Below are 14,574 nucleotides of genomic sequence, written 5' to 3'. Positions count from 1 at the left end.
TCCCTTTTAGCGCTCAACTTCGCCATGTTCGCACGCCGTAAAGGCATTGAGCGCCGTGTATATATTAAAGGGACATATTATGTGGGGCGTACTTGCTGCTTCGTTATTCTTCTTGCCGTTTAACCGGCGAATGGCCTGGTTAGTATTGGCCGCATCGGCGGCTATGGGGCTCTATCATGGAGTGCTGACGCCGCTTGCTCTTGGATGTTTGCTGGTTATTGTCGCGCTGGCGTGGCTGCGGCATCATTTTCACGCCACGCGCCCTCTGGCGGTAGGCATTGAGGTTTTGGTGGTCGCCGGCTGCGTGGCGCTATTCCTGCATCTGGTGCCGGGTATCCATAACCAGTTGGCGGTAAGCGGCGAAAAAGCCGGCCCGCTCAGCGCCCCTTTCACTATGTACTACAACTTTGACAAGGCGCTGGTGCCCTTCCTGTTGTTCGCCTGCCTGCCAACGTTGTTTGCAACCAAAACCGGCCGCAACATTGGCAAATCAGGTTGGATAGCGCTGATCATCAGCGTGCCGGCGCTATTGCTGCTGGGCGTTGCGCTGGGCGGGTTGAAAATAGAGCTGCATAACCCACCCTGGCTGCTGCCGTATATCATGGCCAACCTGTTCTTCGTTTGCATGGCCGAGGAGGCGCTGTTTCGCGGCTACCTGCAGCAGCGGCTCAGCCAATGGCTGGGGCACTGGCCGGCGCTGGTTATCGCCGCCGTTATCTTTGGCGCGGCGCACCTGGCGGGCGGTATGCTGATGGTGATTTTCGCCACGCTGGCCGGGGTGATTTACGGCCTGGCCTGGATGTGGAGCGGCCGCCTGTGGGTGCCGATTATGTTCCATTTCGGGCTTAACCTGACGCACCTGCTGTTCTTCACCTATCCGCTTTATCAGCATCCATAAGCATCGGCGCCGGCGGACATTTTTCTGCCGGCGCCACCTATGGATGAAACCGCTATCATTACCATCGCCTCCGGCCTGACCTCCCCCGTAAACTCACTTTCTGCCCCCGCCGTGACGCTGATTGCCTCTTGTGTGTAAACGATTCCATTATTCGCGTTGGATCACCTTTTCCGTTCTGCAAGCATGCTATCTTTTTGCCCATCATTAACTATTAGCCCTGTTACAGGCCCAGCAGACGGCAAGTGAAAGCGGTTACAAAAATCACGCCGACGCTGAGAGAAGGAACCGCTATGTCGGAATTTAATCCCATAGATCACCCCCACCGCCGCTACAACCCGTTGACCGGACAATGGGTACTGGTATCGCCGCATCGCGCCAAGCGCCCCTGGCAGGGGCAGCAAGAGAGCCTGCCCAATGACAGCCTGCCGGCCCATGATCCGCACTGCTTCCTGTGCCCGGGCAATATCCGGGTCACCGGCGACAAAAACCCGGATTATCGTGATACCTACGTATTCGTTAACGACTTCGCCGCATTGATGAGCGATACCCCGCAGGCGCCGGAAAGCCACGATCCGCTGATGCGTTGCCAAAGCGCGCGCGGCACCAGCCGGGTGATCTGTTTCTCTCCCGATCACAGCAAGACTCTGCCCGAGCTGCCGCTGGCGGCGCTGGAACAGGTCGTCGCCGCCTGGCAGGCCCAGACCGCCGAACTGGGGCAGCACTATCCCTGGATACAGCTGTTCGAGAACAAAGGGGCGGCGATGGGCTGCTCCAATCCGCACCCGCACGGCCAGGTCTGGGCCAACAGCTTCTTGCCGAACGAAGCGGAACGCGAAGATCGTTTGCAGCTTGAGTATTTCCAGCGGCATCAATCCCCGCTGCTGTTGGACTATGCGCGGCGAGAGCTGGCCGCCGGTGAACGCAGGGTAGTGGAAACCGAACACTGGCTGGCGGTGGTGCCTTACTGGGCCGCCTGGCCATTTGAAACGCTGCTGCTGCCAAAAGCCGCCGTGCAGCGCATTACCGATCTCAGCGCTGCGCAAAGCGGCGATCTGGCGTTGGCGCTAAAGCAGCTGACCAGCCGCTACGACAACCTGTTCCAGTGCTCTTTCCCCTACTCGATGGGCTGGCACGGCGCACCGTTCAACGGCGCCGACAACCGCCACTGGCAGCTGCACGCCCACTTCTACCCGCCGCTGCTGCGTTCCGCCACCGTGCGCAAGTTTATGGTGGGTTACGAGCTGCTGGCGGAAACCCAGCGCGATCTGACCGCCGAACAGGCCGCGGAGCGCCTGCGCGCCGTCAGCGACATTCATTACCGTGAAGCCGGAGCCCAAGCATGAGCCTGAAACAACATACCCACGAGGTTTTTACCGCCCACTTCGGCTACGCGCCCGCGCTGACCATTCAGGCGCCGGGCCGGGTGAATTTGATCGGCGAACATACCGATTATAACGACGGTTTCGTGCTGCCCTGCGCCATCGATTACCAGACCGTCATCGCCTGCGCCAAACGCGACGATCGCCAGATCCGCGCGATCGCCGTCGATTACGACCATCAGCAGGATCTGTTCGCGTTAGACGATCCGATAGTCAGCCACCCGACCCAACGCTGGTCCGATTACGTGCGCGGCGTGGTGAAACACCTGCAGATCCGTAACCCGGATTTTGGCGGCGCCGATTTGGTGATTGCCGGCAACGTGCCCCAGGGTGCGGGCCTCAGCTCTTCCGCTTCGCTGGAGGTGGCCGTGGGCCAGGCGCTGCAGGCGCTGTACGCGTTGCCGTTGGACGGCGTGGCGCTGGCGCTGAACGGGCAGGAGGCGGAGAACCAGTTCGTCGGCTGTAACTGCGGCATTATGGATCAGCTGATCTCCGCGCTCGGCCAACGGGATCATGCCCTGCTGATCGACTGCCGCTCGCTGTCCACGCGGGCGGTACCGGTGCCGGACAATCTGGCGGTGGTGATCATCAACTCGAACGTCAAGCGCGGCCTGGTAGACAGCGAATACAACACCCGGCGCAAGCAGTGTGAAGAAGCGGCGCGTTTCTTTGGCGTTAAAGCGCTGCGCGACGTCAGCCTGGATCTGTTTTCCTCGATCCAGCACCAGTTGGATCCGATCGTCGCCCGCCGGGCGCGCCATGTGATCACCGAAAACGATCGCACCCTGGCCGCGGCCGATGCGCTGGCGGCCGGCGACATGGCGCTGATGGGCCGGCTGATGGCGGGATCTCACGCTTCGATGCGCGATGACTTTGAAATCACCGTGCCGCCGATCGACCGGCTGGTGGAGATAGTCAAAGCTACCGTCGGCGATCGCGGCGGCGCGCGCATGACCGGCGGCGGCTTTGGCGGCTGCGTCGTCGCCCTGATGCCGCAAGAGCTGGTTGAGCCGGTGCGCGCGGCGGTGGCGCAGCAATACCCGCTGCAAACCGGCGGGCTGCGGGAAACATTTTACGTCTGCAAAGCGTCTGAAGGGGCCGGCTCATGCTGACGGGCAGCGCCGAACGGGCGCCGGACGGGCAACCCTATCAGCTGGCCCGGCTGCAAAACGACGCGGGCATGACGGTGACGCTGATGGACTGGGGTGCCACCTGGCTGTCCGCCGAGCTGCCGTTGAGATCCGGTGAAATACGCGAGCTGCTGCTGGGCTGCCGCACCCCGGCGGATTATCAGCGCCAGAGCGCCTACCTGGGCGCTACCGTCGGACGTTACGCCAACCGCATCGCCCACGCCAGCTTGCCGCTTGACGGCAAAGCGCATCCGCTGGTCGCCAATCAGGGAAAACACCAGCTGCACGGCGGCCCCGCAGGCTTTCACGCGCGGCGTTGGCGGCGGGTGCAACAGGATGCGCGGCAGGTGTGCTACGCGCTGCATTCAGAAGATGGCGATCAGGGCTTTCCCGGCAATCTGGACGTGCAGGTCTGCTACCGCCTCACCGCCGACAATCGGCTGGAGATCGCCTATCAGGCGCAGACCGATCGCGCCTGCCCCGTGAACCTGACCAACCACGCCTATTTCAACCTGGACGGCGCCGGCAGCGACGCACGCCGCCAGCGGCTGCAGCTGTTTGCCGATCGTTACCTGCCGGTCGACGGCGAAGGCATACCCAGCGCCGATCTCACGCCGGTGGAGGGCAGCGGCATGGATTTTCGCCAGCCTAAAACGCTGCTGCAGGATTTTCTGCGTGACCGCTGCCAGCAGCAGGTCAAGGGTTACGATCACGCCTATCTGCTGCACCGCACCTGCGGCGCGCTGGACAGCCCGGCGGCGCACCTGTGGTCCGCCGATAACCGCGTGCGGATGAGCGTATTCACCAGCGCGCCGGCGCTGCAGCTGTACAGCGGCAACCATCTGGCCGGCACCCCGGCGCGCGACGGCGGCAGCTACGCCAACTATGCCGGCGTGGCGCTGGAGAGCGAGTTTTTGCCGGACAGCCCGCATCATCCCGAATGGCCGCAGCCAAGCTGTTGGCTGCAACCGGGGCAGACTTATCACAGCGCCACCCATTATCAGTTTTATCCGATCTGACCCGCTGCGCCCCTTGCCGTGCGGCCGGGGGCGATTTGTTATAAATGCTTACCTTTTTACCCCGCCGCCCCGCCCGCGCCCGCCTTTCCTTATTCCAAAGCGCGCACTAGAATCAGGCTACCGTGATAAGCACCGCGCCTTGTGCAACGTCACAATTTTAGGCCAATGCCGGCCAATCAATAGCTGAAGGAACACCTATGCGTCTGATCACTGCACTTCCATTACTGGCGGGCTTAATGCTGAGCACTAACCTGATGGCTGCCGACACCGCAGCGAAAACGCCTTCTCCGGCGCAGGCGGCACAGCAAAAACGCATGACCGATTGCAACCAACAGGCTTCAAGCAAAACGCTGAAGGGCGCGGATCGCTCAACCTTTATGAGCACCTGCCTGAAATCCGAAGGCTCTGCCGCCGCGGGTAAAACCCTGACGCCGCAGCAGCAAAAAATGAAAACCTGTAACGCCGACGCCAAGGCAAAAAGCCTGAAGGGCGACGAGCGCAAAACCTTTATGAGCAGCTGCCTGAAAAAATCCGCCTGATTTTTCCGACGCCACGGCGCGGCGAAGTGAGCCTTCGACGCGCCGTTTCTCCCTCTGTCCTCCCCGCCTGATCGATTCAGCTTTTTCCTCGGAACAGCACTTACTTTGCGGCAAGAAATTGGCTATGGTTAGACACTATCGATTGCCGAGCCCCGGGCCGCGGCAATATAATGATTTTCGTTATCATTGAAATGTCAGATTATTAAGGAGTTAAGCTATGGCTGTAACTAAGCTGGTTCTGGTGCGTCACGGCGAAAGCCAGTGGAACAACGAAAACCGCTTTACCGGTTGGTATGATGTTGATCTGTCCGATAAAGGCCGCACTGAAGCGAAAGCAGCTGGCAAGCTGTTGAAAGACGAAGGTTTCTCTTTCGACTTCGCTTACACCTCCGTACTGAAGCGCGCGATCCACACCCTGTGGAACATCCTCGACGAGCTGGATCAAGCCTGGCTGCCTACCGAAAAATCCTGGAAGCTGAACGAACGTCATTACGGCGCGCTGCAGGGCCTGAACAAGGCGGAAACCGCTGAGAAATACGGTGACGAGCAGGTTAAGCAATGGCGCCGCGGCTTCGCCGTAACGCCGCCAGAGCTGACCAAAGAAGACGAACGCTACCCGGGCCACGACCCGCGCTACTCTGCGCTGACCGAGAAAGAGCTGCCGCTGACCGAAAGCCTGGCGCTGACCATCGATCGCGTTATCCCTTACTGGGACGAAGAGATCCTGCCACGCATCAAGAGCGGCGAGCGCGTTATCGTTGCAGCGCACGGCAACTCCCTGCGCGCGCTGGTGAAATACCTGGATAACCTGAGCGAAGATGAGATCCTCGAGCTGAACATCCCAACCGGCGTGCCGTTGGTGTATGAGTTCGACGAGAACTTCAAGCCAATCAAACGTTACTATCTGGGTAACGCCGACGAGATCGCCGCCAAAGCGGCCGCCGTGGCGAACCAGGGTAAAGCGAAGTAATTTCGCCCGTTGATATAAAAAAGCCCCCGCTGCAAACCGGGGGCTTTTTATTTTCCGCCGCTACGGCGAACCTTGCTCCGCCATCGCCGCCCGCACCGCGTCCAGCCGCTCCTGCATTGCCGGATGCGTGCTGAGCCAGGCAGGCAACGCCAGTGAGCCTTCGGCGTTCCGCTCAGGCGCCTGCGACAATGCGCGGTAGAGCTGCGCCATCGCCGCCAGAGAGCGCCCTTGCCGACGCATTTCCGCCATCGCCCAGGCGTCTGCGTCCCTTTCCATGCTGCGTGAAAACTGCATTTCGTGCACAAATGACGCCGACTGCAACAGCGTGTCGCCAATGCCGCTGACGTCACCGGTCATCCACATCATCGTCAGCGCCACCAGCGACGAACGCACCAGCATGCGCATCGGGTGGCGGTAGGCATGGTGCCCCATTTCGTGCAGCATCACCGCCGCCAGGCCGTCATCATCAGCCGCCAGCGCCACCAGGCTGTCGCTCAACACCAGGGTGCCGTCCGGCAGCATAAAGGCGTTTGGCGCGCCCGGCGCCGCCATCAGCTGCAGCGTCAGCGGCGTGCGCTCCCGGCGCATGTCGGCCGGCATCACCCGCTCAAACAGCTGCCGCACCGCCCGTTGCCGTTCAGCCGGCAGCGCCGACGGTTTGAAGCCGCTCTGCCGCAGCAGCAGCCGCGTATGTTCGCCCAGTTTCTGCTCCGCCGCGCTGGGAATGCGCACGGCGATTTCGCTGCTCGCCCAGGGCAACAGCACATACACATAGGCCGGGATCGCCAACAGCGTCATCAACAGCGCCAGAGCCACGCCGCGCTTATGGCGCTCCAGACGGTGCACCCAACCCGGCGAACGACGCCGGTAAAACCACTGGCGGAAAGCGGCGTCATCACCCGGCACAAAGCGGCCGCCGTCGCTGAAGGTCAGCGTCAGCGGAATGCTGCCCAGTGAGGCTGAAACGCTAATTTGCGCCAAAGGAACATAATGCTGGCCACTCTGCCGCTGCAGCGTGACGCCTTCGCCGGACTCATTCAGCAGCAGGCGAGCCGTTTCACGCGCGGCTCGCCCGGCAGGCTGGTAAAACCCTTCCAGAATCATCGGCTGCCTAGAAACCGCCGCTCAGATCCAGCGCCTGCACCGCCTCTTCAGCCACGGCGTTGTTCGCCGTTTCCTGATGCGCAGTAACGCTCAACAACGCGAGATCCCCTTCCACAGCGGTAGAATCCGCCAGATAGCGGGCGTGGCGCACTTCCGCCACCGGCGCGGCGAAGCCCAAAGAGAAGACGGTGATCAGGCTATTGCTGATCAACAGCCAGAGGTATGGCAGAGTTTTCATCGAGGAATGCAGTTTATTCTCCCCGTTCAACGTCGTTTGGCCGTACACATAATTACGCTGGGCTACCGTATGATAGCTGGCGGCCACCAGCGAGCCGATCAGCAGCACCAGCATCATCAACAGCAGGCTGCCGATATTGTCCAGCAACAGCATATCCGCAAACTCGTCCGTCATTGCGCCCATCAACACCGCCTGATAAACGGAGAGCAGGAACGAACCGGCCAGCGCCAGGGCGCCAATCAGGAACGGCAGGAAAATCAGCAGGCTAATCAGCGCGAACTTGATAAAAGCCGCCTTCTTCAGCGGTGCGGTAAAAGGCGTGCTGCCAAAGCGCATATTGTTGACATAGAGATCGCACTGCAAGGCGCTGATAATGCCATTAACCGCCGCCAGCGCCGGCACCGCCATAATCGCCGTCAACAACAGCACGAAGCCGATGGCGCTGATGCTGCCCAGCCCGCTGCCGATGCCGATCAGCAGCACCATCGCCACATACAGCCCGATGATCAGCAACAGTGGGCAAAACAGCAAGGCCCAATAGGCACGCCCCGTTCGGCAAACATAGTTAAAACGCACGCCGCGATAGCTCGACATAATGGCGTTATAGCGCCAGCTGCGGATAATGACCCACGGAAGCAACGCCAGCAGAGCCAACAACGCGACTAATCCCAGCATTGGCGCCATGGCCAATAAAATATAAAAAACAATTATTCCGCCAATCACCAACAGCCGCCCTTTGAGGATCTGCAACGGCTGCGCATGGTAATCAAAGCGGTCGCCGTCCAATTCCGTATTGCCATAGAAATAACGACGGCGACGCACCGTCGCCCAAGCGGAGTAAATACCCAAGGTTATAATTGTTAATAATGCGTTGACTAACCAAATAGCGAAGTACTCGCCACTTTTCCCATGAAATTTAATGCGATGCAGCCCCAGCGGCTGCGAGGTATTGTCTGTCATGACCCTTCATCCTGAAAGTATAGGTAATACCACCTTTCCCCTTTCGTTTAATAGCGGGAGGATTAAGTGGAATATAAGAAGCGTCCTATATAATCATAATGTCCAGACGGCGACAAATACTCTTTCCCGCCGCAGTAAAAAGAGAAAGCGCCTGATACCCGTAAATATATATGGGTTAATAAGGTGTCAAATTGGGAAATAGAATAATGGCAAAGCCAGGGAGTATCAGCAACGGGAGAGGTAGATGGGGCCTCTATACTGCAGGCCCCACAGGCGGGTTATCAGCCGCGACGCGCTTTCACCGCCGCCGCCAGCTGGCGCAGCACGGTTTCGGTGTCTTGCCAGCCGATGCAGGCATCGGTCACGCTTTTGCCGTAAACCAGCGGTTCGCCGCTTTCCAGATTCTGATTGCCTTCCACCAGGTGGCTTTCAATCATCACGCCGATAATCGCTTTTTCGCCGCCGGCGATCTGGCCGCAAACGTCGGCGTTCACGTCCAGCTGTTTCTTGAACTGCTTGCTGCTGTTGGCGTGGCTGAAGTCGATCATCACCTGCGCCGGCAGGCCCGCTTTGGCCAGGCCCTCTTTAACGTCTTTCACGTGCGCCGCGCTGTAGTTCGGCTCTTTGCCGCCGCGCAGGATAATGTGGCAGTCGCCGTTGCCGCTGGTATTGACGATCGCCGAGTGGCCCCACTTGGTGACCGACAGGAAGCAGTGCGGCGCGCTGGCGGCGTTGATGGCGTCAATCGCCACCTTGATGGTGCCGTCGGTGCCGTTTTTGAAGCCAACCGGGCAAGACAGGCCGGAGGCCAGCTCGCGGTGCACCTGGGATTCGGTGGTGCGCGCGCCGATGGCGCCCCAGCTCATCAGATCCGCCAGATACTGCGGCGTGATCATGTCGAGGAATTCGCCGGCGGCCGGCAGGCCGCTGTCGTTGATTTCCACCAACAGCTTGCGCGCCAGGCGCAGACCGTCGTTGATGTGGAAGCTGTTGTCCATCTGCGGATCGTTGATCAGCCCTTTCCAGCCCACGGTAGTGCGCGGTTTTTCAAAGTAAACGCGCATCACCACTTCCAGCTCGCCGTTCAGCTCTTGGCGCAGGGCCAGCAGGCGCTCTGCATATTCCTTGGCCGCGTTGGTGTCGTGGATGGAACAAGGGCCGATCACCACCAGCAGGCGATCGTCGCTGCCGCGGAGGATGTTATGAATAGCGCTGCGGGCCTGGGACACCGTCTCTGCTGCGCGCTCAGTGGCCGGAAACTTCTCTAACAGGGCCACCGGTGGCAAGAGTTCCTTGATTTCGTTGATGCGTAAGTCGTCGTTTTGGTAATTCATCGCTTTTCCATTCGGTATCGAGGGGTAATTCGCAGTGCGTAAGTGCAGTGATCCAATCAATCTAGCCTGTGAGGATGACGCTGTAAATCACCTTTGCCGCCCGCCGGGCCAACGGCCAAATTAACAGTAGATTGTGCTGTTTCATCGGGGGAGCGCAGAGGCTCCTTTTTCGCTATGCTAGCGTTCAGGACAAAGTTACACGAGCCAAACATGCCTTCCCTACTCTTGGTTGATGACCACCCGGTGGTTCATGTCGCACTGGAAGCGGCGCTAATGAAATCATCCCGCACCTACCGCCTGCAGGCGGTGCAGGACGACGCCCAGGCGCTGACACAGCTGGAGGCCGCCGCCTTCAGCCTGGTGATCCTGGATATCGGCCTGCCGCAAACCGACGGGCTGCAGCTGCTTAAAAAGATCCGCCGCCGCTACCCGCAGCAACCGATTCTGATCTACACCGCGCAGGAAGAAGACATCTACGCCCGCATGGCCTACGCCGCCGGCGCCAATGGCTTCGTGCATAAAGGCAGCGCGCTGGAACGGCTGGTGCAGGCGATCGAACAGGTGCTGGATGGCGGGCTGAGCTTTCCCGCCGCCGCCATGGCGGAAGACAGAGGGCCGACGGACGGCACCCCGCTGACGCCGAAAGAGCTCGAAGTGTTGGGGCTGCTGAGCAAAGGGTTATCCAACCTGCAAATTGCCGAGATGCTGCACATCAGCAACAAAACCGTCAGCACCCACAAGAAAAACATTTTGCGCAAGACCGGCGCCCACAATCTGCTGGAACTGGTGGCGGTGTTCCGGGAACTGGCGCCGTGATGCGCGGCGTCCTGTTGCTGATCCTCCTGCTTTGCGGCCTGGCGCAGGCGGCGCAGCCGGTACGCTATCGGTTGGTCAGCAACCTGGCCGCGCCGGCGGACATGCTGATCGCCGGTGAAAAAAACCCCTGGCGCGATCGCACGCTGCGCGTCGGCATCATCAGTGAAAATACCAGCCCATATAACATCATTGTGGATGATGATTTGTACGGCCTGAACGCCGACTACCTCGGCTATGTTCAGCAGGTTACCGGCATTCAATTCGCAATCTATGGCTTCGCCGATCTGGCGCAGCTTGAACAGGCGCTGCACAGCGGCGCTGTCGATTTGGTATACGGCATTCCGCAAACCGAAGCGCTGCACGATCTGAAAATCTCGCAACCCTATTACGTCAGCAATCTGCGCGTCCTGCGTGACCGCAGCAACGATCGCCCGGTGATGATCAACTCCGCCGATGCGCGGGTGGCGATCAGCACCCTGACCGATATGCAGGCCGGCGACGCGCTGCGGCAGGTGGCTGCTCAGGTGCGGCGCTACGACAACAACCTGCAGGCGGTCTATTCGTTGCTGAACGGCAGCAGCGATTACTTTATCGCCGACGAGGCCAGCGCCAGCTTTATTATCGATCAGCTGCAGCTTGGCCAGCTTTATCAGATTGAAAGCGCCGAAAACCTCGGCAACCTGTCGTTTGTGTTCGCCGCCGATGACCCCCGGCTGATCGAAACGCTGAACGCCGCCATTACCGATGCGCCGATGGAACTGATGAACGCGCTGCAAAGCCGTTGGAGCAAGAAGATCCCCAGCTACCTCGATACCGGCAATGCTGACCTGACGCGCATGGAAAAAAGCTGGGTGGCGGCGCACCGCACGGTGTATTACGCCGCCATCGAGAACAATTTCCCCTTCGCCTACCGCGGTTCCGACGGCCAGCCGCGCGGCTACGCCATCGATATCCTCAATATCATCGCCCAAAACACCGGCCTGCGTTTCGCCCCGCGTTGGGCGCGCAATGCCGAACAGGCGGACGAGCTGGTGCAATCCGGCCAGGCCAGCTTCCGCAGCGCTTTGCCGCTGGCGCGCGGCTTCAAGGCCCACTACAGCGCCAGCATGCCGATCCACCGCTCGCTGTGGGGAGTTTACGTTGGCCAATACGCCAACGGCGTCTCTACCTGGGGCGATTTGGCCGGTAAACGCATTGGCGTGCTGCAAGGCGATTTGGCACAGGGACTGGTGCCGGAAAATGAAGAACCGGTGCGCTTTGCCGACAGCAAAGCGATGTATGACGCCCTGGCCAACGGCCAGCTGGATGCGCTGGTGGATAACGTCATCTCCGCCAATTTCCTGGCGTTGTCGCGCTATTCCGGCGCGATAAAGCTGGCGTTCGCCGCCAACAATGTCGCCTACCCGGTCGCCTTTGGCGTACGCCAGGACCAACCCTTGCTGCTGGCGATCCTCGACAAAAACCTGATGCAGATCCCGGCGGAAACGCTGCAATCGTTGCGCGATGAATGGATTGTCGACCGCAGCAACCTGATTGACGCCGTTAACGACAACCGTATGCCGCCGCAAACCACCTGGCTGCTCGCGCTGCTGGCCGCCGCCGCTCTGCTGCTGCTGATATTGACGCTGCGGCGCTTTATCTTGCAGCGCCGGGAGAAACGCGAGCGGCAGGAGCTGGAACAGGCGCGCCGCCGGGCCGAAGCGGAAAACCGCATGAAAAGCCAGTTTCTGGCCACCGTCAGCCATGAACTGCGCACGCCGATGCACGCCATTCTGGGCCTGCTGGAGCTGGAGCTGAAGCGCCGCCCCGCGCCGGAAGGGCTGCCGGTGATTTACAGCTCCGCCTCCTCGTTGCTCAACCTGCTCAATGACCTGCAGGACCATGCCCGGCTTGAAACCGGCGCACTGGCGCTGGCGCCAAAACCCGTGGCGCTGCAACCCTGGATAGCGCACATCGACGCCCTGTACCGGCCGCTGATCGGCGAACGGCCGGTGACGCTGAGCGTCATCGCGGATCCGGCGCTGCCGGATACGGTGATTATTGATGGTGAGCGTTTACTTCAGGTCGCTAACAACCTGATAAGCAACGCGATAAAGTTCACTCCACGCGGCAGTATTCAGGTTAATCTCGGCTGGCGCGCGCAGGACGAAGGGCGCGGCGAGCTGCTGTTAACCGTCAGCGATAGCGGCTGCGGCATCGCCGCCGACGAAATCGGCAAGCTGTTCCAACCCTTTTACCGCGCGCGCGGCGCGCAGCGCATCTCGGTGCAGGGCACCGGCCTTGGCCTCTCGATTTGCAAAGACATTGTCGAGCAGATGGGCGGCCGCATAGCGCTGCAATCGCAGCCCGGCGCCGGCACCCGGGTGGCGGTGGCGATACCGGTAGCGCGGAGCGACGCCGCCCCCGCAGCCCAGCCGCAAAACGAGCTTTCCAGCCCGCTCTCTCCGGCGCTGCGGGTGGCATTGATCGACGATCACCCCACCAACCTGCTGCTGATGCAGCGCCAACTGCGCCACTTCGGTCTGCAGCCGACGCCGTTCGAACGGGGCTATGCGCTGCTGCAGGCCCACCGTCGGCAGCCCTTTGATTTGCTGTTTATCGACTACAACATGCCGCGCCCGGACGGCCTGACCTTGGCGCGCCTGATCCGCCGCGACGAGCAGCGCCGCCGATGGCCGCCTTGCCGAATCATTCTTTGTTCGGCGGACGTACAGGAGTTTACCCGCATCCCGCCGGGCCTGGTGGCAGTCGATCACTTCCTGACCAAGCCCATTTCGCTGGGCGCCATTGGCCAGCTGCTGTCACAGCAACCTCAGGCACCAGAAGGAAAGTCAGTCCTTACTGACTTGCAACGCATCCTGAGCGATATGGCCGGCGGTGACCGCCAAATGACGCAAAAACTGGCCGCTACGCTGGCCGAAACGCTGCGCCAGGATCGGCAGCGGCTCGAAGATGCCGTTGCCACAGCAGACTGGCCGCTGCTGGAACAGGCCGCCCACCGCATCAAAGGCAGCCTGCTGATGCTGCAGTTGCCCGCAGCGGCGCAGCTGTGCCAGCAAACGGTGGAAAGCGCACGCCAGGGTGAGTTGGCGTCGGCCGCCTATAATAAACTGACGGCGTCAGTGGCGCAGATATTGCCGGAGCTGGAGGCTCTGCTCAGCGCCGACGGCCCCTCTTTCGTTACGCATAAGGATGAATAATGTCGGACTCTCCACACGTACACCTGCCTAAAGACAGTAATAGTAAGCGCCTGCTGACCGCTTTTTTAGTCACCGCGGTATTTATGGTGGCCGAGGTGGTTGGCGGCCTGCTTTCCGGCTCGCTGGCGCTGCTGGCTGATGCCGGCCATATGCTGACCGACGCCGCCGCGCTGCTGGTGGCGCTGATGGCGGTGCACTTCTCGCAGCGCAAACCCAATGCGCGCCACACCTTCGGTTACCTGCGCCTCACCACGCTGGCGGCGTTTCTCAATGCCGCCGCGCTGCTGGCGATCGTGGTATTCATTTTGTGGGAGGCGATACGCCGTTTCTTCGAACCGCAGCCGGTGATGGGCGCCCCGATGCTGGTTATCGCCGTGGCGGGCCTGCTGGCGAACCTGTTCGCCTTCTGGCTGCTGCATCGCGGCAGTGAAGAGAAGAATATCAACGTGCGCGCCGCCGCTCTGCACGTGCTGGGCGATTTGCTCGGCTCGGTAGGCGCCATCGTCGCCGCCATCGTTATCCTCAGCACCGGCTGGACGCCGATTGACCCGATTCTGTCGGTGCTGGTGTCCTGCCTGGTGTTGCGCAGCGCCTGGCGGCTGCTGAAAGAGAGCTTCCACGAGCTGCTGGAAGGCACGCCGCAGGAGGTGGATATCGCCAAACTGCAAAAAGACCTGTGCCTGAACATCCCGGAAGTGCGCAACATCCACCACGTTCACGTTTGGCAAGTCGGCGAACAGAAACTGATGACGCTGCATGCGCAGGTGATACCGCCGCATGACCACGACGGATTGCTGATGCGCATTCAGGCCTATCTGCTGGAGCACTACCGCATCGGCCACGTCACCATCCAGATGGAGTACCAACACTGCGATACGCCGGACTGCGGCATCAACCGAGCGCCCGAGCCGAGTGAACACTCACATTCAGGGACGCATTCACACCTGGGACACCACCACTAGACAGCATGAGGGCGCCGAATTGGCG

The 14,574-nt window shown here is 60.7% G+C and carries 12 protein-coding genes; 9 read left to right on the top strand and 3 right to left on the bottom strand.

The window, feature by feature from the left end; genetic code table 11:
• The first annotated feature begins 79 nt into the window (after window positions 1-79).
• The 6 genes from KHA73_RS06715 to gpmA all read left to right on the top strand — a co-directional run bounded on the left by KHA73_RS06715 (window position 80) and on the right by gpmA (window position 5,935).
• Entirely contained in the window at window positions 80-898 is an 819-nt protein-coding gene (locus KHA73_RS06715; protein ID WP_234589841.1) for a CPBP family intramembrane glutamic endopeptidase, read from the top strand.
• Between the two features lie 290 nt (window positions 899-1,188).
• Window positions 1,189-2,241, top strand: coding sequence for a galactose-1-phosphate uridylyltransferase (galT, locus tag KHA73_RS06710; protein WP_234589840.1), 1,053 nt, complete (start codon window positions 1,189-1,191; stop codon window positions 2,239-2,241).
• A complete protein-coding gene (gene galK, locus KHA73_RS06705; protein WP_234589838.1) occupies window positions 2,238-3,389 on the top strand; it encodes a galactokinase in 1,152 nt (383 codons plus the stop codon). Before galT ends, galK begins: the two co-directional genes overlap by 4 nt.
• Window positions 3,383-4,426: a galactose-1-epimerase gene (gene galM, locus KHA73_RS06700; protein ID WP_234589837.1), complete on the top strand. Its 1,044-nt coding sequence runs from the start codon at window positions 3,383-3,385 to the stop codon at window positions 4,424-4,426. The genes galK and galM overlap by 7 nt, the downstream gene beginning before the upstream one ends.
• 197 nt (window positions 4,427-4,623) lie before the next feature.
• Window positions 4,624-4,965 (top strand): PsiF family protein, encoded by a 342-nt coding sequence (locus KHA73_RS06695; protein ID WP_234589835.1) that lies wholly within the window; start codon window positions 4,624-4,626, stop codon window positions 4,963-4,965.
• A gap of 217 nt (window positions 4,966-5,182) precedes the next feature.
• Entirely contained in the window at window positions 5,183-5,935 is a 753-nt protein-coding gene (gene gpmA / locus KHA73_RS06690) for a 2,3-diphosphoglycerate-dependent phosphoglycerate mutase (protein ID WP_061800173.1), read from the top strand.
• Between the two features lie 60 nt (window positions 5,936-5,995).
• Here the strand turns inward: gpmA and KHA73_RS06685 are convergent, their stop codons facing one another.
• From KHA73_RS06685 to aroG, 3 genes are all read right to left on the bottom strand, one after another.
• Window positions 5,996-7,039, bottom strand: a complete 1,044-nt coding sequence (locus KHA73_RS06685) for a M48 family metallopeptidase (protein WP_234589834.1) — start codon at window positions 7,037-7,039, stop codon at window positions 5,996-5,998.
• 7 nt (window positions 7,040-7,046) lie between these two features.
• Entirely contained in the window at window positions 7,047-8,237 is a 1,191-nt protein-coding gene (locus tag KHA73_RS06680) for a YjgN family protein (RefSeq protein ID WP_234589832.1), read from the bottom strand.
• A gap of 281 nt (window positions 8,238-8,518) precedes the next feature.
• On the bottom strand, window positions 8,519-9,571 hold the full coding sequence (gene aroG / locus KHA73_RS06675; protein WP_234589831.1) for a 3-deoxy-7-phosphoheptulonate synthase AroG: 1,053 nt from the start codon (window positions 9,569-9,571) through the stop codon (window positions 8,519-8,521).
• Window positions 9,572-9,781: 210 nt separating this feature from the next.
• Between aroG and KHA73_RS06670 the strand changes: the two genes are divergently transcribed.
• From KHA73_RS06670 to zitB, 3 genes are read left to right on the top strand one after another with little or no spacing between them, the layout of a single operon-like run.
• Entirely contained in the window at window positions 9,782-10,387 is a 606-nt protein-coding gene (locus KHA73_RS06670; RefSeq protein ID WP_234589830.1) for a response regulator transcription factor, read from the top strand.
• Window positions 10,384-13,587, top strand: coding sequence for an ATP-binding protein (locus tag KHA73_RS06665; protein WP_234589829.1), 3,204 nt, complete (start codon window positions 10,384-10,386; stop codon window positions 13,585-13,587). The genes KHA73_RS06670 and KHA73_RS06665 overlap by 4 nt, the downstream gene beginning before the upstream one ends.
• Entirely contained in the window at window positions 13,587-14,549 is a 963-nt protein-coding gene (gene zitB, locus KHA73_RS06660) for a CDF family zinc transporter ZitB (RefSeq protein ID WP_234589828.1), read from the top strand. The genes KHA73_RS06665 and zitB overlap by 1 nt, the downstream gene beginning before the upstream one ends.
• Window positions 14,550-14,574 lie beyond the last annotated feature (25 nt).

This window comes from Serratia entomophila, assembly GCF_021462285.1.
GTDB lineage: Bacteria > Pseudomonadota > Gammaproteobacteria > Enterobacterales > Enterobacteriaceae > Serratia > Serratia entomophila.
This window is presented reverse-complemented; position numbering and strand designations above follow the sequence as displayed.